The following is an 18,541-nucleotide window of genomic DNA, read 5'->3' as shown; positions in this document are numbered from 1 at the left end:
GAACTGCTGCGAAAGAAGGGCACACGAATCGTAGCAGAGGCGCGATCTTGGCGCCTCTATCTTCCGTTCTGCGTGTCTTTATTCAGCCGCTCCGATCTTGGCGGACTTAAGCTGCAGTTCACGACGCGAGCATGCCCAGGATTCGCCGCCTGGATTGGCCTCGACTTGCGGCTTACGATTTTGGTGTGACGCTGTCAGGTGGCTCCACACAAGCCGTCGGGCTTCGTCTACCCGGCGACCTTGATGAGTGCGCGCTTCATAGCTGCTAGGAAGAGGTCTACGTGCTCGGCTTTGCAAACCAGTGGAGGGCGCACCTTGAGCGCATCCTCATTGGCTCCTGTCGTGCTGATAAGCACGCCATCATCCCGCATTGCATTCACCACGTCCAAAGCCATTGCACGCCGGCGCGGGGCCGGTATGCCTTCGGACCCAATGTCTACGCCAAAGAAGAGACCGGCATTGCGGATTGCACGAACGCCCGTATGCTGCTTTGCCATCTCCGTCAGCCCGGCTCGAAGCCGCTGGCTCATGGCAAGCGCATTTTCAGGGATTTGGTCACGTTGCAGGATCGTCAGCACGGCGTCCGCCGTCGCTATTCCAACCGTGTTTCCAGCAAAGGTGTTCGAGTAGCGAGCGGTTGCACCAAAGCGCTCCATTGGGGCTTTGCGACCAACGACCGCGCCAATTGGAAACCCGTTACCCATGGGCTTGCCGAGGGTTACAAGATCCGGAACGATCCCGTGACGCTCGAAGCCCCACATATGAGCGCCAGTTCGCCCGAAGCCCGGCTGTACTTCGTCGGCGATGACGAGGCCGCCTGCGTCCCGTGCCGCTGCAGCTCCGCCGGCAACGAAGCCGGGAGGATCTACCCATACGCCGTCGCTGGAAAAAATACTGTCGATAAGCAGGGCCGCAACGCCTATGCCACGACGGTTCAGATCCGAAATGGCTGAACGGATCTGTGCCTCGAAAAAGTCCGCAGCCTGGGATTCTGGCACGCCCGCTGTACCCGGAAGCGGTACCATGCGCACGAATGGGCTGAGCTTGACGGCATCACCCAAGTTTGGCGAAACCGCGGCGACGGCCGCGCTCGTGCCGTGATAGGCATAAGAGGAAACGATCACGCCTTCGCCGCCGCTCACAAGTCGTGCTATACGCAGGGCCAGATCGTTGGATTCACTCCCCGTGCAAGTAAAGACCACCCGGTCTAGCTCCTCGGGGAAGGTATCAACCAACCGCTCGGCATAGTTGACAAGTCTTGGTTCTAGATAACGCGTATTAGCGCTTATTCGGGCCGCTTGCTCGGCCATTGCCGCGTTTACTTCCGGGTGGCAATGGCCGAGGGAAGGAACGTTATTGTAGAAGTCAAGATAGGCTCGCCCGTCGGGATCGTAGAGCCACATGCCTTCGCCGCGAACGAAGTGCACGGGCCGTCGGTACTGCAGTCGATAGGATGCTCCCAGAACTGCATCACGACGGGCAATCAGCTCGGCCTCGCGCACTGGGAGATCAGACTCGCCGGGTCTGTAGCGATTGGGCATAAGGTCTGTGGACATGTGCTCCTGCCTGTCTAAGAGTTACGGCGATGGCTGTGACGCTGCCGCGAGGACTGCGGCCTCACCTGATGCAGTGGAAAGAGGCGCCAGGATAGTTAGCCCGCGCTCGGCACGAGCCACATTCTTTTTGATGTATTGCGCGTCGGCCGGAAACAGGTGGGAACGCCAGTAATTGACCAGTATCAGTGCGCTTTGTCGTGCGCGCATGAGTCCAATCAGCAGTCTTGCTTCCAAGGCGGAAAGTGGGACGACCGCGGCATAGCCCGAAATGAGATGTTCGGCTCCGCCCAAAGGAAGCGCCGGATCTGTCACGAGGTGACTCGCCGCGATAGCCAGGTCCTGTATCCTGGGACTCCAGCAGCCATCGCCGAAATCGATGAAACCCAAGCCGTGGGGGGTAACAATTGTGTTGAACGGGCTCGGATCGTTGTGCGCGACCTGCCACTCCAAGTTCGAGATCTGCGGCTCGACGAACCTCATGTACTCCGCCATTGCGGTCCGAACGCTTTCGGCAACGCTGCCAGAAGGTAGGTGTTCCTCCAGTTCCATCAATCGCGACCAGCACCCTACATGCCAGAGAATGGGGCGGTGGGCTGCGGGTATATTGACTTGCGTAAGGGCTAGGTCCATCTGGCCGAGGGCGTTACCGGTTCGAAAGAGGAGATCAGGAGTGGGCGTCTCCTGGTGCAGAGACACGCCCTCGATTCGGGTCTGCAGGTAACCACTTAGACCCTCTTCCTCAAACATCAACGCGCCGCCACTGGTAGGGATCACTGTGGGTGCAGCAAATCCCACGCTTCCTTGCAGTGCAGCCAAAGCGGCAGTTTGGAAACGGAAGCTGTCGACCGCCTCTTGTCGTGCCGACGTCTTCAGGATGAATTGGCGGCCGTCGAACAGGGAGACCTCTACAGTGCGCTCGACCTCGGAGGATAAGACCGCGGTCGATCCTTCCAGTCCGTAGTGCCGCTTGAGCAGTGTCGCCGAAATGTCCGGTTCTGACTCGTCTGGCGGCGAGGACAGAATGGCGGTTGCGGCACGAAAATAGGCTTCTGTCGACGCTGCAGCATGCGGCAGGTGACGGGAGGCCGGAGCCGCAGAGCTGTTGCGCCGGCCTAGTTCCTGATCAGCGGCAAGTCCACTAAGATCGCCCAATTTGAAGATCCTCGTCCGTTCATGGTGCTTTTCGGGCTGCGAAGATGGATACCCTGATCCAATCTGACTAGCTCAGCGCAGGCACTCCAGCATAGCTTAGTGCCCGCGCGCGTTTTCGTCCCTGAACCGCTGTTGCCTTATCTCAAGTCAGAGCCCGAAAACGCCGGGCAGCTGCGAAATATCGCGGATCTCGGTGTATTCATAATAGGGGTTGGCCGGCTCGTGGCCGCGGTTAACCCACACCTTGCTTTTGATACCCAGGTCATAGGCGGACATGAGGTCGTGACGGAAAGACGACGAAACGTGCGTGATGTCTTCCGGTCCGCATCCCAACATGTCGAACATATATTCGAACGCCTTGAGGTGGGGTTTGTAAGCTCCCGCTTCTTCTGCGGTGTAGACGGCATGAATCGGCGCGCCTAGCTTTGCCACATTCGACGAGATCTGGGCCACCATGGAGTTTGTGAGAATGACCAGCGGGATTTCCTTGGCTAATTTGGCTAGGCCCTCGGGCACATCCGGATGCGGTCCCCAGGTCGGTACGCGGTTGTAGATGGTTTCGGCGTCTTCGGGCCTGAATGCAACCTTGTTGCGGCGGCACGTGCGCTCCAACGCGTTGTGAACAACGTCGGCATAGGGCTTCCAGTCCTGCAATACCTCATCGATGCGGTACGCTTGGAAGTTCCTGATGAATTCGTCCATGCTCGGCCCATCCAGAAAATGACCGAACAGATCACGAGCGGCTTCCGCCATTTGAAAGTTGATTAGCGTACCATGGCAGTCGAATGTTACGTATTTTGGCCTGAAGCGATCCATATCCTTGGCTCCTGTGAACTCTACGGCATGGACGAAGCATAGCTGCAGGTGTTTGGAAGAATGTGCCGGAATGCTTCGTCTTTCAGCAGAAGTCTCTTCGGTTACAGCAAATCCCGCACAACGTTTCGCGGCCGCGGCGTCTCGCATTTAGTCGTGTCCTGAGTTGAGCTGTTGCTCTACCGAAGGCAGCCGTTCGCGTGCGCTGATTTTGGCAGCGTTGTGTTGGAAGCCGAATAGAGCATTGCGGTCTGCCTCTCATGGTAGTCGGCGAGACGGGATTGGCGGGAATACCTAAGTGGCTTCGCAAGCCGCCATTTCGAGCGTCGGCAGGCCGAGGCGGGGGTGACGCAAGAGCTGACAAGCCGAGGCTGCTCTGAAAAGGCTTCCTGTGTGTATGAGCCGATCAAAGCTATCGAGCCCGTCATCAGGGGACGGGCTGCGGTTCACCCGAGTGCGTGACCAGCCAAGCCATAAACCCAAGGCTCGCCGGGCTTGCGGTTCAAAAGGAGTCGGCCCCGCGACATAGTCGTTACTCGTTCGGCCACTCGAAAGTCACTCGCGCGAAGAAAGTTGACCAATGGTCCTGTTTCCCGCGTGTCGACACGCGCGAACTGCCCTTTCAGGTTCCGTAGATGGACGGCAATAAGCTGAAGCGCGTCATCGTCATTGCTTGCTACCACGGGGCCGATCACATGGCCGCGGCCGAACTCCCGGCATATAGAATAGCCAACGATCTTCCCATCCCGGCAGAGGGTTTGGATGGTGGAAATCGGGGCTAGTGCCGAGATCAGCTCCTCTCGCTTCCAACCGAAGGCGTGGGTATCAAGTTCGATGATCTGCGGGAGTGCATCAATCCCCGCCTCGATCAAATCACCGTTCGGGACGGGCAAGTTGGGCAGGGAGGAAGCAACCGTTCCTTGGTGCATCCATACCGTCGCCTCGTTTGCAAAACCCAGCGAGACATACAGATTGTGTGCCGCGCGAGTTGAATTGAGATACAGATTTCTGCCGCGGCATTCTTCGAATACCTGCTCCATGAGCCAACGCGCATTACCCTGAGCCTGTGAGCGCGGAGTGGTGATCACCAGGCCGATCATCGCAACGTCTTGGCCATAGGGGAACCACATGGCGCTTCCGAAAACCCGGCCGATGCTGTCGACTACCGCGATGCCCCGGCCGAACTGGCGAAGCCAATCCCAGTCTTTGGGACGGTGTGGCCAACCGACGGCCACGGTTAAGGCGTGGAGCGAGCCGACATCGATCTCATTGATGTCCCGTGCCACCAATTCGAATGACTTAAGTCGAACTGACTTCGGCATTTGACTTTGAGCTCCTTCGCCGGGCCAACAAGTGCGACGACCTTGGCAACTCTACAGCCGCCGAGCGTCGATCAGTTCATGATTGCACACCGGGCTCGGCATCTTTCACTGATTTGCCCTTGGCGTTCGAAATCTTCTCCCGAAATACGGGCAGGACGAACCCTTGTGCCACGATTTGCTTCACGTAGCATCGCAACGATTACAACGCAACTTTGCGAAACTTAGATACAGCGAAGTTCGACTGACTGCCGGTTGGCCGCGCACAGATCAGTCCGACAGGGGGAAATTGCTCTCGGGCCGGGCTGTCGGGAGAAGCAACTGTTCAAACTCAACATTGAGGTCCGCCTTGGCACGACCTGCTCTCTAACAACGGGCTCTGGTTTCTGAGGACTTTGAAATAGTTCATAAATCAGCTCTGCTTGGTCTCCGAAGAGCGTCAAGAAATTCTGAAGGCGCCAACCATTTTGGAATTTCGTGCTGTTGCGGAAGCGTAATTCGGTAACTCCTTCGGCAGGAGAAGTCGATACTAGCCTCATTCGGTCATGGCATGACGTGCGATGGCAAAGGGTCTGCCAGGCGGGATCTCCTTTGCAAGACACGGCGACACCGCGAAGAAAGTAGTGACGATCAAACGGCGTCACGCCTGGAGGAGACGCAGAGCTGCCGCTGGTGCATGTATCGGTAAGAGCTCGGCGGTCTGAGTCAGTGCGTGGATAACTACAGCATACGCCGTTCCCCGCAGGGGCGTTGCAACTGCCGCATCGTTGCGGTGAATAGGAGGATAACTCGATGATCGCCAGCATCCAGACTTTGGGCGCGGACGAGGTGGCGCTCTCTGTGCGCGGCCTGAGTATCAGCCTCCCGAAAGGGATGGAGCGGGCTTTCGCCGTAGAGAATATCTCTTTCAATCTAAAGCGCGGAGAGATCTTGTGCATCATCGGCGAGTCCGGTTCGGGCAAATCGGTGACAGCCAACACGATCATGGGCCTACTACCCAAGGTGATACCGGTGGCGGCAGGCGCGATTCATCTCGAAGGCACGGCTATCGTGGGGGCTTCTCCCGAACAGCTCAGGGATCTGCGCGGTCGGGTCGTTTCCATGATCTTCCAGGACCCGCTTTCGGCCTTGAATCCGCTGATGACAGTCGGCGAACAGGTCACCGAAGTCATGGCAGCGCACAATGTCGGAACGCCCGCGTCGCGCCGGGTCCGTGCTATTGAACTGCTGACAGAGGTGGGATTGCCGGACCCGGAATTGATGTACCACCAGTACCCGTTCCGACTGTCTGGTGGGCAGCGCCAGCGGGTTATGATCGCGATGGCTCTGGCACTCGAGCCTAAGATCCTGATTGCGGACGAGCCAACGACCGCTCTGGATGTGACCACCCAAGCCCAGATCCTGAAACTGATCCGCGACATCCAGCGGCGCAAGGGCATGAGTGTGATGTTCATCACCCACGATTTTGGGGTTGTCGCAGAGATCGCCGACAGCGTGGTGGTAATGGAAAAGGGCCATATCGTAGAGCAAGGAAGTGCGGACCAGGTGCTGAAGGCACCCCGCCATCCCTATACGCAGCGCTTGGTTGCAGCTGTCCCCCACCTCAGCGGCAGGGATCGTGCACACGAGGACGCGGCTCCCGCCAAGCCAATCATGAAGGTCGAAGGTCTGGTCAAGACCTATCGAAGCAGCGGTGTGTTTTTCGGCAAGAAGCGGATCGTTACCGCCGTGAACGATGTATCGTTCGACCTGGCGCCTGGCCGCACACTGGGGATCGTCGGAGAGAGCGGCTCGGGCAAGTCCTCGCTCGGGAGGTTGCTCATCAAGCTGATGGACAGTGACGGTGGACGGATACTCTTTGACGGCCACGATATCGCCAAGCTGTCCGAAGTGGTTTTCCGCCCCTTGCGGCCGCGGATCCAGATGATCTTCCAGGATCCGTTCGCGTCCTTGAATCCGCGTTCGACGATCGGGCAGATTCTGACTGTCGGCCCCGTCGCCCACGGGACGCCCTATGCCCAGGCCCGGGAGGAGGCGAGGGCGCTGCTGTCCCATGTGGAACTCGATGCAGGTGCCTTCGGTCGCTATCCGCACGAATTTTCCGGTGGGCAGCGCCAGCGCATCGGTATAGCGCGGGCATTGATGTTCAAGCCGAAGCTTCTCATCGCCGACGAGGCCGTATCTGCCCTCGATGTGTCGATCCAGGCCCAGATCCTGAAACTTCTGGACCAAATTCAGCGACAAACCGGCGTGGCCATGATCTTCATCACCCACGATCTGCGGGTGGCAAGCCAGATTTCTGACGAGATCGCAGTAATGCAGAAGGGACGGATCGTCGAGCGCGGCCCGCCTTCGCAGATATTCCTCAATCCACAATCCGCCTACACGCGCGAGTTGGTCGCAGCCATTCCCGGAGAGCGGCTGAATGCCGCCCCGGCTACCGCCGCTAACTCCTGAATGCCGATCCAAACATGTCCACTAGGGAGGAGACATCATGACCAAGGTTGAAACGACTAAACAGACCTATTCGCGACGCGAGGCCCTGTGCATGATGGCAGCTGGAGGGCTGGCAGGGCTTGTCGCGCCAAACCTCCTGGTGTCGCCGGCCTTTGGCCAGACCGCCCCTGCAAAACCGACCGGTCGGGTCGTCGTCGGGCTTTCACAGGAACCCACTGTCTTCAATCCGCTGATGGCGCATACCGAAGTCGACGACGCCGTGCATTTCTCGGTGTTTGATGCGCTCTTTCGAATGGACCCCAAGGGCGTTCTCCAGCCCAATCTCGCGGCCGAAGTACCAAGCCAAAAGAATGGCGGTATCTCGCAGGACGGCCTGCAGTGGCGCATTCGTCTGCGCGACGACGTCCGCTGGCACGATGGTGAGCCCTTTACAGCGGAAGATGTGAAGTTCACTCTCGAACTCATCACCAACCCCAAGTTCCGAGCATGGCGCACGAGCGGCCATTCATTAGTGCGTGATATCAAGGTGGTCTCACCCACGGAGATCACCTGGCGGATGGAGTCCGTTTTCGCGCCCTACTTGTCGTTTCTCGCCGAGACCTTCATGGTGCCGAGGCACCTTCTCGAGAAGGAGGCAGATCCGAACGCCGCCGGCTTCAATCAGGCGCCTATTGGCACTGGAGCATTCAAGTGGGCGCAACGCATCGCTGGCGATCATATCGAACTCGTCGCGAACGCTGACTATTTCGGGGAAGGTCCTTATCTCGAGCGGCTCGTTTTCAAATATATTCCGGACATGACGGTGCTCTACACCCAGTTCAAGAGCGGCGACGTCGACCTTGTCGACCAAGCTTACATTACCGCCGATCATTACGCGGAAGCCAGTATGTTGCCGGATCGCGTGGTTACTCTGGAATCGGGGGCGTCAGTCGAGTCGATTTACCTCAACCTTGAAAAGCCGCAATTCAAGGATCCGGCAGTGCGACAGGCGCTCTACGCCGCTATGGACAGAAAAGCGATCATAGACGCGATCTATTATGGCGTAGGTAACCTCACCGAAACCTTCATGCCGCAGCAATCCTACTACTATAATCCGAACCTGCCGGCGCAGGAGTACAACCTGGACCGGGCGCGCCAAATCCTCGACGAGGCAGGCTGGGTGCCGGGATCGGATGGAGTGCGCGCCAAGAACGGCGTTCGCTTGTCGTTTTCCAATGCAACAACGGCAGGTAACAATCTGCGTGAACAAGTGCAGCAATTTCTGCAGCAGACATTTGCTGAAATCGGGGTCGAGATGACCATATCAAATCTGCCAGGAGCAGTGATGTGGGGCGATTTCTGGCTCAAATCGCAGTTCGACTCGGCAATTTCCGGTGTGACCTATGTCATCGCGGCGGACCCCGACGTGACGAACCGCCTGCACACGCGCGCGATTGTCGCGAAAGGCGGAAAAGGATCAAATACCGGCCAGTACTCCAACCCGGAGGTCGACGCGCTGCTCGAAAAGGGTGTCCGTACGTTTGATCCCGAAGAGCGAAGGGCAATTTACTTCCGCGTGCAGGAAATCGTCCGGCAAGACCTGCCGTTCCTGCCGTTGTTTGCGTACACCAACGTGTTCGGCCGTAAGGGAGGACTCGAGGGCTTCAAGCCGAATGCCAACACCCGCGTCGCATCCTGGCATGCCGCCGGATGGCATTGGAAGAGCTGATCTCCGGAGCCGCCGTCACGAGTTGCGGCGGCGGCCCATCCATTGGCGATGTCATGAGGAGAGTTGAATGCGCGGCTTCCTACTTAACCGGCTTTACCAGAGCCTCATCCTACTGGTGATCGTTTCAATCATCGGATTCACCATCCTGAATCTGATACCGGGAGGCCCATTGGCGCAGTACGGCCTCGACCCCGGAATGACCCAAGAAGATCTCGACCGCCTCAAGGAACAGCTTGGGCTGAACCGCCCTCTTTGGATGCAGTACCTGGACTGGGCCTGGCGCCTGCTGCAGGGCGATTGGGGGCACTCGTTCCGGGATGGGGCAACGGTGTTGAGCGTCATCGGCCGTCACCTTTTCGCGACCCTTTTGTTGATGGGTTCGTCCACGGTGATAGCGATCGCAATCGGCACCTGGATTGGTATCCGTGGCGCCACGCACCGCTATTCGGCGTTTGACTATCTGGCCACCGTGGGCGCCATGGTGGCACTATCGATTCCGACCTTTTGGTTCGGATTGCTGGGTATCTATGTTTTTTCGCTGCAACTGGGTTGGCTGCCTGCCGGCAACATGTACACGGTCGGCGATGGCTCCCTTCTGAACTATCTGCACCATCTGATCCTCCCGAGTATCGTACTTGCTCTGGTCCATGTGGCGATTTGGAGCCGCTATATGCGGACCGCGACGCTTGATGCCATCAGCCAGGAATTTGTGAAGACCGCCCGTGCCAAGGGGTTGAGTGAACGCAGGATCCTGATGAAGCACGTCGTCGGCAATGCCCTGCTGCCCATGATAACGCTTGCGGGCATGCAGCTTCCCAGCATCCTTACGGGAGCGCTCGTTACCGAGACCGTATTTACCTGGCCGGGAATGGGCCGGTTGTTTCTCGATAGTCTCGGATATAGCGATTATCCGGTGGTGATGGGACTACTGATGTTCTCCGCCATACTTGTCATCCTAGGCAATCTGATCGCGGACATCGCCGTGGCGATCATCGATCCCCGCATTCGGATGAGTTAAGCGCATCACGCCCAACAGGAGACACTCGTTATGACCGCAATTGCTGCAAATCCCGGGTCGGACCGTTGGTGGAACAGCCGCGCTGCACGCCGCTTCATGAGCCATCATCTCGCACTGCTGGGGATGGCGATGATCGTGGCTCTGACGCTCGCATGCGTGCTTGGACCGTACATTCTCCCCTATGACTCCCTTTATATCGACCTGCGTGCGCGCTTCGCTGGTCCGTTCACTGGTCATCATTACCTCGGAACCGACCCTCTTGGGCGGGATATCGCGGCGCGACTGTTCATGGCCGGCCGTATCTCGCTGCTCGTCGGCTTTTCCGCAATGCTCCTGTCCACTCTGGTCGGGACCATCGTTGGCGTTATCGCGGGATATCGCGGCGGCTGGATCGGGGCGGCGCTGATGCGCACAGTGGACGGTTTCCTCGCCTTCCCTTCGATCTTCCTCGTGCTTGCGCTTGCCGCGGCACTCAAACCAAGCGCGATCATGATCACCGTTGTTATCGCCGCCAGCAGCTGGATGGAAGTGGCGCGCATCGTCGAGGCCGAGGTTCGCTCGCTCCGCGAACGGGAATTCGTTCAGGCCGGACGGATGCTGGGATTGAGCGCTAAGCATATCATGTTTCGAGAGATCCTCCCGAATGCGATTGGTCCGATCATTGTTGCATCGACCCTGACCATCGCCCGGGCAATCCTGATGGAGGCGTATATCAGCTTCCTGGGTTACGGCATCCAGCCGCCGCTTCCGAGCTGGGGCAACATGTTGAATGGGGCACAGCAGTATCTCGGGACCGCGCCTTGGCTGGCGATCATTCCGGGCGCGGCAATCACCATCGCCGTCACCAGTTTCAATTTTATCGGAGATGGTCTGCGTGACGCGCTTGATGTGCGGGGCGACCACAGCTGACAACTTTGTCCTTCCCGGCTCGGGTCAAAACAAAGAAGAGAGCAGAGCTCATGAAAGAATATAAGATCGCCGAAAAGGATACTCCATATTGGTGGGAGGCGGCGCCTGTAAGACCCTTGCCGAAGCAGTCGCTGGCCAAGAACCTGGATGTCTTGATCGTCGGCGCAGGTTATACCGGGCTGTCTGCGGGCCTGACTCTCGCGCGCGAAGGCAGGTCGGTAGCTGCGTTTGACGCAATGAATCCCGGCGAGGGTGCGTCTTCCCGCAATGGGGGGATCACAAGCGGAAGCATTCGTCCGGATTACGCGACAATCACACGGCGATTCGGCGAAGAGAAGGCGATCGCGATCGAGACCGAGGGCAAGATCGCACGTGAATTCGTCTACAACCTGATCAAAACTGAAGGACTAGACTGCGATTTCCGGCTTACGGGTCAATTCAAAGGCGTTGTCGGGTTCGAAGATTATGAGAAGACGGCCCGGAGCGCTGACGTCCTGTCGAAAAAGCTCGGCATTGAAGCATATGGTGTACCCTACCGCGAACAAGGCAAATATATCGGCACCGACTTCTATCGCGGCGGCATGGTGCGAATGGATATCGGTGGACTGCACCCGGCTAAATTCCATGCCGAACTGTTGCGCGTGGCGCTTGCTTCCGGGTTGACCGTCCATTCTGGAACTCGTGTGAGCTCTATCGCACGGGATGGTTCGGCCTTCCTGGTTTCGACCTCCGCAGGCATGGTGCGGGCTCGGCAAGTTCTCGTCTGCACGGACGGGTACACAGACGGCGCAGTGCCTTATCTGCGTCGCCGGCTGGTGCCGGTCCGAAGCCGTATCATCGTAACGGAAGAGCTTGCACCAGATGTCATGGCGCGCTTGATGCCGAAGCAGATGATGATGACGGAAGGCCGTCAGCTTGGATTCTATTACCGGCCCACGCCGGACGGAAAGCGCATTCTGCTCGGCGGCCGAGACAGCACACGAAAGGGCGATCCGATTGAGCCCAAGCTCTATCTGCGTAACGGCCTCGTCAACCTGTTTCCGGAGCTGGAAAACGTCAAATTGTCGCACACTTGGTTTGGCAACGTTGCTATGCATCGCGACATGCTTCCCAGGATATTCGAGCGGGAAGGGGTCGTTTACGCGACTGGCTTCTGCGGTTCAGGCGTGGTCTGGGCGCCGTGGGTGGGAACGCGCGCTGCTCACAAACTTCTGGGTCACACAGAGCAGGCCCGTTCGGCTTTCGATTTTCGGCCGCCCGCGTCAATTCCTCTCTACAGTGGCAATCCTTGGTTCATGCCTGCAATCATCCAAGGTTACCGGATCCAGGATCGAATAGCATTCTATCGAGCACGCCGTTGACGCCGGCGGTGCTCTTCAGATTGTGAGTCTGCTCCCGTTAGAATGCGCTCCGAATAAACGACTGTTGAGCAGCCAACCACGTCATTTTGTTTCGTCTAGGCAGCCCAGGCCGACGCATTCTGCTTTCCGTTCCTCGCTAGGATTATGTCGAACAGGACGGCGGCTTCATCAAATCGTCCTCCGACCGCTGCAGCTGCCGTCCGTCCATCTCGGCGTTCGGCCAGGCTGACGGCCCTCGGGATGGAACGAAGAAGCATGGCATTAAAGTAATGACTGATCGAAGGGAGAAACAGCATGCATCAGTTGAACGATAAGGACCTATTTCGGCAAGCCGGTCTCATCGACGGCTCTTGGGTGGGAGCCACCTCTTCAAAGACGATTGATGTCATCGACCCGGCCACTCAGGCGTCCATAGGTACCGTCCCAGATATGGGGCAGGCTGAGACACGTGCTGCGATCGACGCGGCAGCCAAGGCATTCGCGACATGGAAGAAGAAAACCCACTCCGAGCGCGCCGCCCTGCTTGAGCGCTGGCATGCGCTGATGATCGAGAACCTCGAGGATCTTGCTACGCTCCTCACGCTCGAGCAGGGCAAGCCGCTCGATGAAGCACGCGTCGAGATTCGCTATGGTGCTTCCTTCGTTAAATGGTTTGCCGAGGAAGCCCGTCGCATCGGTGGCCACACTATTCCGTCGCCTACGGCAGATCGCCGGATCGTCGTGCTGAAGGAGGCGGTCGGCGTCTGCGCGATCGTCACACCTTGGAACTTCCCCAATGCCATGATCACCCGCAAGGTCGCGCCCGCCTTGGCGGCCGGATGCACGGTTGTCATCAAGCCTTCGGAATTCACGCCGCTCTCGGCACTCGCCCTCGGTGTCCTTGCCGAGCGTGCGGGCATTCCCGCCGGCGTAATCAACATCGTCACCGGCATGCCGACCGAGATCGGCAATGAAATGATGGTAAACGAAACGGTGCGGAAGATCTCCTTCACCGGCTCCACGCGGGTCGGTTCGCTCCTGATGCGCGGCGCCGCCGACAGCGTGAAGCGGTTGAGCCTCGAGCTCGGCGGAAACGCGCCCTTCATCGTCTTCGATGATGCTGATCTCGACCTCGCCGTGGAGGGCGCTATAGCCTCGAAGTTCCGCAATGGCGGCCAGACCTGCGTTTGCGCCAACCGCATTCTGGTGCAAACCGGCGTTTATGACGTCTTTGCCGAGAAGCTCGGCGCCAGGGTCAAAGCCATGAAAGTCGGCCCTGGAACCGAGGCCGGCATCGACATAGGTCCGATGATCAACACTGCGGCCATAGAGAAAATTGATCGTCACGTTGAAGACGCGCTTGCAAAAGGTGCTCAGATTGCGGCTCGCGGCCGCTCGTTGGTGGACGGTAAGCAATATGCAACGCCGATCGTCCTCACCGGCGCAACGACCGACATGCTGCTGGCCACCGAAGAGACCTTCGGCCCTGTTGCCCCGTTGTTCCGTTTCGAGACGGAAGAGGAGGCGATCGCGATTGCCAACGGGACACCGTTTGGCCTCGCGGCCTATTTCTACACAGAGAGCCTGAAGCGCTCCTGGCGCGTGGGCGAGGCCCTGGAATTCGGCATGATCGGCCTTAACACTGGTGCGATCTCGACCGAAGTGGCTCCGTTCGGCGGCGTCAAGCAATCTGGTCTCGGACGCGAAGGCGCTCAGGCAGGCATTGAGGAATACCTGGAGATGAAGAGCTTTCATATCGGCGGGCTGGCTTAAGTTCGCGGGCCCAACCTAACGTTTTGCCTTCGTGCCAATGATGGGAGAAAGTTCGTGAAAACCCTGCTTCTCAAGAAAGAAGAAGTCAGCAGATTGATCAGCATGAAGGACGTCATCGGTGCCGTCGAGGAGGCGTACAAAGCCTTCAACAGTGATCAGGTAGAGCAACCCGATTATATAGGAATGCATCTCCCGTCGCCCGGTAGCGAAATCGATTTCAAGCTCGGCTACTACAAAGGCAATGAACTTATTTCAATGAAGACGTCTTCGGGAGGGTTTGTCGACAATCCGACTGTATTTGGCGTACCTAACGGGATGGGGACCATTCTGCTGTTCGACGCCAGAAATGGCGCGTTGATCTGCGTTATGGACGGTAGCCTGATCACGGGCTTGAGAACCGGCGCTGCGGGGGCTGTTTCCGTACAGGTGCTGGCGAGGAAAGATGCTCGCAGAATCACGTCGATCGGGACTGGAAATCAGGCCAGAATGCAGATCCGAGCGATCCGGGAGGTCATGAGTATCGAAGAGATCCATGCGTGGGACAATAGCGCGGATGCGCTCTCCCGCTTCAAAATCGATATCGAAAACGAATTCGGCATTCCGGTCGTCATCGCGCGTTCCAAGAAGGATGCGGTCGAACAGGCCGACATCCTCGTTACGACGACACGCGGGAAGGGCTCGCTCGTGGAAGCCGATTGGATAAGACCCGGAACGCACATCGTCGCCATCGGTACGGATCAACGGGGCAAACAGGAACTGGATCCAGAGATATTCAGGAGTGCCAAAGTCGTCGTGGACTCGATCGCGCAGTGCAGCGACAAGGGCGAAACATGGCATCCGCTCGACAAGCATATCATCACCAAGGACGGGATCCATGGCGAAATTGGAGAGATATTGCTCGGCAAAAAGCCGGGAAGGGAAAACAATCAAGAAGTGACGATTTTCGACTCCACAGGAATGGCCATCCAAGACAATACGACCGCGTCGAAGATCTATAGCAACGCGATAGAAAGAAGCGCCGGGACCTTCTTCGAATTCTTCGAATCCTGACCTCGGACACGGCTTATTCTCAAAGAGTTGGAAGGCCCCAGCGGGGCGATTACGTTATCTTGCGACCGACCCGGAAGATTAATCAAACTTCGACCTAGACCATCCTTTGCCTCGAGGGAACGCAACCTACTAAGGCGAGCAGCATCATGTTAAACCATCCCACTATTCAGGACATTCAAGAAGCCCGCCAACGATTGGCGCCCCACATCAGACACACTCCGTTGCTGCGTGCAGAGAAGATCGAGCAAGCTGTTGGCTGCGAGCTTTATCTCAAACCCGAAACGCTTCAGATTACCGGAGCCTTCAAAATTCGCGGCGCTCTAAACAAGACACTTTCCCTGCCAAGGGAGGCGATGGCAAACGGCGTCATAGCCAGTTCCTCTGGCAACCATGCTCAGGGGCTCTCCTATGCGGCCCGGATGCTGGGCGTGAAAGTCATCCTGGTGCTCCCGACAACAACCCCCAAGATTAAGATTGCCAATACGGAAGCACTCGGCGCGGAGGTGGTCCTCTTTGACGGCGACACCGCCGCCAGGTGGAAAAAGGTCTACGAGATCGCGGAAGAAAACAACTATGCGACCATCCACGGTTTTGAGGATCCCATTGTTATGGCCGGCCAGGGAACGATCGGGTGTGAAATTTTGGACGATCTGGAGGACGTGGACACAGTCATTGTTCCCTTGGGCGGTGGAGGGCTAATCTCGGGAATTGCGACCGCCATCAAAGAAACCAAACCGTCGGTTCGGGTCATCGGTGCTGAGCCTGCTCTGACGCCGAAATATTATCATAGTCGGATCAACAGGCAACGCACCTCGTTGCCTCTGAAGAACACGATTGCCGATGGCCTGAGAATTAGCGTTCCAGGTCAGAACCCGTATCCAATAATTGAGAAATACGTCGATGAAATCATTCTCGTCGAAGACGAGCACATCATCGCAGGCATGCGCGCACTTGCTAAGGACGCCAAGCTGATCGCCGAACCCGCGGCTTCGATCGGCATCGGGGCACTGCTCGCGGGCTCCATAAAAATCAGGTCGGATGAAAAGGTTTGTGCGGTTCTGACCGGTGGCAATTGGGACCTGCCGGATCTTGCCGATATATACAAGCCCGGCTCGGAATAACCTTTCCATGATCCTAGTTGTATCCGCACGGAGACCGAATTCGCACCGCAATGGTCGCGATTGCAGGCAGCGGAGTCGCTAGCCAAACAGATCGCCCGCCCCGTTGGCGCGGTGTGCGCCCCGCACGAAACATCCTGCTTCGGAATACGGCGATTCGATAGATTTTGCTAATCCGGACGGAGCGTTCGGCAGGAAATGGCCCCAGTTGGCGATATTGTGCAGATCAGAGCGCGGCTGGAAGCTTACGTCAAGGAGACCTGCGATGAACGCCAAGGAAATACTCGACCGGCTGGTCGGTTTTCCCTCCGTCGTAGGCACGCCGAATGACGGAATCGTTGCATGGATCAGGGATTTTGCCGAAGGCTGCGGTGCCAGGGTGACGGTACTGCGGGGACCGGAAGGCGATCGCGCCAACCTCTTCGCAACGGTCGGCCCCAATCATGTGCCCGGCTACATTCTATCTGGACATATGGATGTCGTTCCCGCCCTGGAGTCGAACTGGACATCCGATCCGTTCACGCTGAGGTCCGATGGCGATTTGCTCTTCGGCCGGGGGACGAGCGACATGAAGGGCTTTCTCGCTGCAGCATTGGCCGCACTCCCCGCGGTCGTGGAAATGCCGCTCGCACGCCCCCTGCACTTTGCATTTTCCTATGACGAGGAAGCCGGCTGCCGGGGTGCGCCCCATCTGATCCGCCAGTTGCCTGACCTTTGCGCTAAGCCGATCGGCGCGATCATCGGCGAGCCCAGTGGCCTGCGTGCGATCCGCGCCCATAAGGGAAAGGCCGCAGCAAGAGTTGAGATCCGCGGACGATCCGGTCATTCGTCGCGGCCCGATCAGGGTCTAAATGCGATCCATGCCTTCGCCTGCGTCCTGCTTGCCGCCGTTCGTACGGGAGAGGCACTCCAGAGCAGCCGATTGGACCCAAGCTTTGAGCCACCCTATTCCTCGCTCCAGGTCGGAACTGTGTCTGGCGGGCAAGCAGTGAACATCATTCCGGATTTCCTCACGGCGGAAATCGAGGCCCGGGCGATCACGGGAGCGACACCCGCCGATCTCCTCGAGCCGGTAAGGCTTGCCGCAGTCGCGCTTGCGCAGCGAGGCTTTGAAACAAAGTGGGATCTTCTGAGCTGCTACCCCGCGTTGTCGCTCGCCGCCGATGCGCCACTTGCTAGGCTGATGGAACAACTGACCGGTATCGAAACGCTTGCCGCCGTGAGCTACGGCACCGAAGCCGGGCTTTATCAGGCGGCCGGCATCGACGCGATCATCTGCGGGCCGGGCGATATCGCCCGGGCCCATCGCGCCGACGAATTCATTCGCACCGACGAACTCGTTGCGTGTCAGACAATGATCGAGCGACTCGCTGAAACACTCCGAAGCTGAGGCATACAAATGGCGTTCTGGTTCAATTCCGATCGAGAGAGAGGGCGCATCTTCGCCGAAGCCTTCGCCCGCGACCTTCCCGATCTCCCCTTCATTATGGATTTGACGCAGGTTGATCCTGATGATGTCCGTTACGTCCTGACATGGACCTTACCGCCGGATCTCGACCGCTTCAAAAATCTCGAAATCGTCTTTTCGATCGGTGCCGGCGTCGATCAATTCCGGATCGAGACCCTTCCGACTGAGGTCAAGCTCGTCCGGATGGTCGAAGACGGCATCGTGCGCATGATGCAGGAATATGTGATGCTTGCCGTATTATCGCTTCACCGCAATCTCAAGGCATATCTTGCGCAGCAGTCCGAAGGCAGATGGCAAGCCCTGCCCGCCCGGCAGGCGGCAGACCGCCGGATCGGCGTGCTCGGTCTCGGGATGCTCGGGCAAGCGGTCATCGAGCGGCTGACGCCATTCGGCTTTCCGCTGTCCGGGTGGAGCCGTTCCCCACGCCAGATCGACGGAGTGCGCTGTCATTATGGCGCCGAGTCGCTGCCGTCCTTTCTTGGGGAGACTGACATTCTGGTCTGCCTTCTCCCGCTCACGGGGGAGACCCGCGGCATTCTCGATGCGCAGCTCTTTGCGGCCCTTTCGCCCGGCGCATCGCTCGTTCATGTCGGTCGTGGCGCACAGCTAGATCATGATGCCCTCATAGATGCGCTCGATAGGCATCAATTGTCCGGGGCGGTGATCGACGTCACCGAGCCGGAACCTCTGCCGCCCGAACATCCGTTCTGGCGGCACCCCAAGATCATGCTCACGCCGCACATCGCCAGCGTGACACAGCCGGACACCGCGGCCCGTGCGGTCATCGAGAACGTCAAGCGCCATCGCGCCGGCCTCGACCCGATCGGACTGGTCGATCGCAGCCGCGGGTACTGAACCAC

Annotated in this window: 14 protein-coding genes; 10 read left to right on the top strand and 4 right to left on the bottom strand. The window is 58.3% G+C overall.

Annotated elements, in window-relative coordinates; genetic code table 11:
- Nucleotides 1-227: 227 nt before the first annotated feature.
- The 4 genes from N0Q91_RS19730 to N0Q91_RS19715 all read right to left on the bottom strand — a co-directional run bounded on the left by N0Q91_RS19730 (nt 228) and on the right by N0Q91_RS19715 (nt 4,843).
- Nucleotides 228-1,556: an aspartate aminotransferase family protein gene (locus tag N0Q91_RS19730; RefSeq protein ID WP_275598432.1), complete on the bottom strand. Its 1,329-nt coding sequence runs from the start codon at nt 1,554-1,556 to the stop codon at nt 228-230.
- 21 nt (nt 1,557-1,577) lie between these two features.
- Nucleotides 1,578-2,708, bottom strand: a complete 1,131-nt coding sequence (locus N0Q91_RS19725; protein ID WP_275598431.1) for a phosphotransferase enzyme family protein — start codon at nt 2,706-2,708, stop codon at nt 1,578-1,580.
- 147 nt (nt 2,709-2,855) lie between these two features.
- On the bottom strand, nt 2,856-3,524 hold the full coding sequence (locus N0Q91_RS19720) for a haloacid dehalogenase type II (RefSeq protein WP_275598679.1): 669 nt from the start codon (nt 3,522-3,524) through the stop codon (nt 2,856-2,858).
- 443 nt (nt 3,525-3,967) lie between these two features.
- Nucleotides 3,968-4,843 carry a GNAT family N-acetyltransferase gene (locus N0Q91_RS19715; RefSeq protein WP_275598430.1) on the bottom strand — a complete coding sequence of 292 codons (876 nt, stop codon included), beginning with the start codon at nt 4,841-4,843 and terminating at the stop codon, nt 3,968-3,970.
- Nucleotides 4,844-5,632: 789 nt separating this feature from the next.
- Here N0Q91_RS19715 and N0Q91_RS19710 point away from each other — a divergent pair.
- From N0Q91_RS19710 to N0Q91_RS19665, 10 genes are all read left to right on the top strand, one after another.
- Nucleotides 5,633-7,297 (top strand): ABC transporter ATP-binding protein, encoded by a 1,665-nt coding sequence (locus N0Q91_RS19710; protein ID WP_275598429.1) that lies wholly within the window; start codon nt 5,633-5,635, stop codon nt 7,295-7,297.
- 37 nt (nt 7,298-7,334) lie between these two features.
- Nucleotides 7,335-9,005 (top strand): peptide ABC transporter substrate-binding protein, encoded by a 1,671-nt coding sequence (locus N0Q91_RS19705; RefSeq protein WP_275598428.1) that lies wholly within the window; start codon nt 7,335-7,337, stop codon nt 9,003-9,005.
- Nucleotides 9,006-9,072: 67 nt separating this feature from the next.
- A complete protein-coding gene (locus N0Q91_RS19700; RefSeq protein ID WP_102762988.1) occupies nt 9,073-10,023 on the top strand; it encodes an ABC transporter permease in 951 nt (316 codons plus the stop codon).
- Nucleotides 10,024-10,053: 30 nt separating this feature from the next.
- Nucleotides 10,054-10,932, top strand: a complete 879-nt coding sequence (locus N0Q91_RS19695) for an ABC transporter permease (RefSeq protein ID WP_275598427.1) — start codon at nt 10,054-10,056, stop codon at nt 10,930-10,932.
- Nucleotides 10,933-10,982: 50 nt separating this feature from the next.
- A complete protein-coding gene (locus tag N0Q91_RS19690; RefSeq protein WP_275598426.1) occupies nt 10,983-12,293 on the top strand; it encodes an NAD(P)/FAD-dependent oxidoreductase in 1,311 nt (436 codons plus the stop codon).
- Between the two features lie 294 nt (nt 12,294-12,587).
- Nucleotides 12,588-14,045 (top strand): NAD-dependent succinate-semialdehyde dehydrogenase, encoded by a 1,458-nt coding sequence (locus N0Q91_RS19685; RefSeq protein WP_275598425.1) that lies wholly within the window; start codon nt 12,588-12,590, stop codon nt 14,043-14,045.
- A 54-nt stretch (nt 14,046-14,099) separates the two neighbouring features.
- Nucleotides 14,100-15,095: an ornithine cyclodeaminase family protein gene (locus N0Q91_RS19680; RefSeq protein ID WP_275598424.1), complete on the top strand. Its 996-nt coding sequence runs from the start codon at nt 14,100-14,102 to the stop codon at nt 15,093-15,095.
- A 146-nt stretch (nt 15,096-15,241) separates the two neighbouring features.
- Nucleotides 15,242-16,216 carry a threonine/serine dehydratase family protein gene (locus N0Q91_RS19675; protein ID WP_275598423.1) on the top strand — a complete coding sequence of 325 codons (975 nt, stop codon included), beginning with the start codon at nt 15,242-15,244 and terminating at the stop codon, nt 16,214-16,216.
- Between the two features lie 262 nt (nt 16,217-16,478).
- On the top strand, nt 16,479-17,603 hold the full coding sequence (gene argE / locus N0Q91_RS19670; protein WP_275598422.1) for an acetylornithine deacetylase: 1,125 nt from the start codon (nt 16,479-16,481) through the stop codon (nt 17,601-17,603).
- A gap of 9 nt (nt 17,604-17,612) precedes the next feature.
- The gene (locus tag N0Q91_RS19665) at nt 17,613-18,536 is read left to right on the top strand and encodes a 2-hydroxyacid dehydrogenase (RefSeq protein WP_275598421.1); all 924 of its coding nucleotides are present in this window, start codon (nt 17,613-17,615) and stop codon (nt 18,534-18,536) included.
- The last annotated feature ends 5 nt before the right edge of the window (nt 18,537-18,541 follow it).

Origin of the sequence: Sinorhizobium prairiense, from assembly GCF_029201645.2 — a bacterium.
GTDB classification, from domain to species: Bacteria; Pseudomonadota; Alphaproteobacteria; order Rhizobiales; family Rhizobiaceae; genus Sinorhizobium; species Sinorhizobium meliloti_A.
This window is presented reverse-complemented; position numbering and strand designations above follow the sequence as displayed.

Excerpts from the sequence above, each read along its gene's own strand:
- N0Q91_RS19730 (WP_275598432.1), bottom strand. The coding sequence starts at position 1,556 with ATGTCCACAGACCTTATGCCCAATCGCTACAGACCCGGCGAGTCTGAT.
- N0Q91_RS19720 (WP_275598679.1), bottom strand. The coding sequence starts at position 3,524 with ATGGATCGCTTCAGGCCAAAATACGTAACATTCGACTGCCATGGTACG.
- N0Q91_RS19715 (WP_275598430.1), bottom strand. The coding sequence starts at position 4,843 with ATGCCGAAGTCAGTTCGACTTAAGTCATTCGAATTGGTGGCACGGGAC.
- N0Q91_RS19710 (WP_275598429.1), top strand. The coding sequence starts at position 5,633 with ATGATCGCCAGCATCCAGACTTTGGGCGCGGACGAGGTGGCGCTCTCT.
- N0Q91_RS19705 (WP_275598428.1), top strand. The coding sequence starts at position 7,335 with ATGACCAAGGTTGAAACGACTAAACAGACCTATTCGCGACGCGAGGCC.
- N0Q91_RS19700 (WP_102762988.1), top strand. The coding sequence starts at position 9,073 with ATGCGCGGCTTCCTACTTAACCGGCTTTACCAGAGCCTCATCCTACTG.
- N0Q91_RS19695 (WP_275598427.1), top strand. The coding sequence starts at position 10,054 with ATGACCGCAATTGCTGCAAATCCCGGGTCGGACCGTTGGTGGAACAGC.
- N0Q91_RS19690 (WP_275598426.1), top strand. The coding sequence starts at position 10,983 with ATGAAAGAATATAAGATCGCCGAAAAGGATACTCCATATTGGTGGGAG.
- N0Q91_RS19685 (WP_275598425.1), top strand. The coding sequence starts at position 12,588 with ATGCATCAGTTGAACGATAAGGACCTATTTCGGCAAGCCGGTCTCATC.
- N0Q91_RS19675 (WP_275598423.1), top strand. The coding sequence starts at position 15,242 with ATGTTAAACCATCCCACTATTCAGGACATTCAAGAAGCCCGCCAACGA.
- argE (WP_275598422.1), top strand. The coding sequence starts at position 16,479 with ATGAACGCCAAGGAAATACTCGACCGGCTGGTCGGTTTTCCCTCCGTC.
- N0Q91_RS19665 (WP_275598421.1), top strand. The coding sequence starts at position 17,613 with ATGGCGTTCTGGTTCAATTCCGATCGAGAGAGAGGGCGCATCTTCGCC.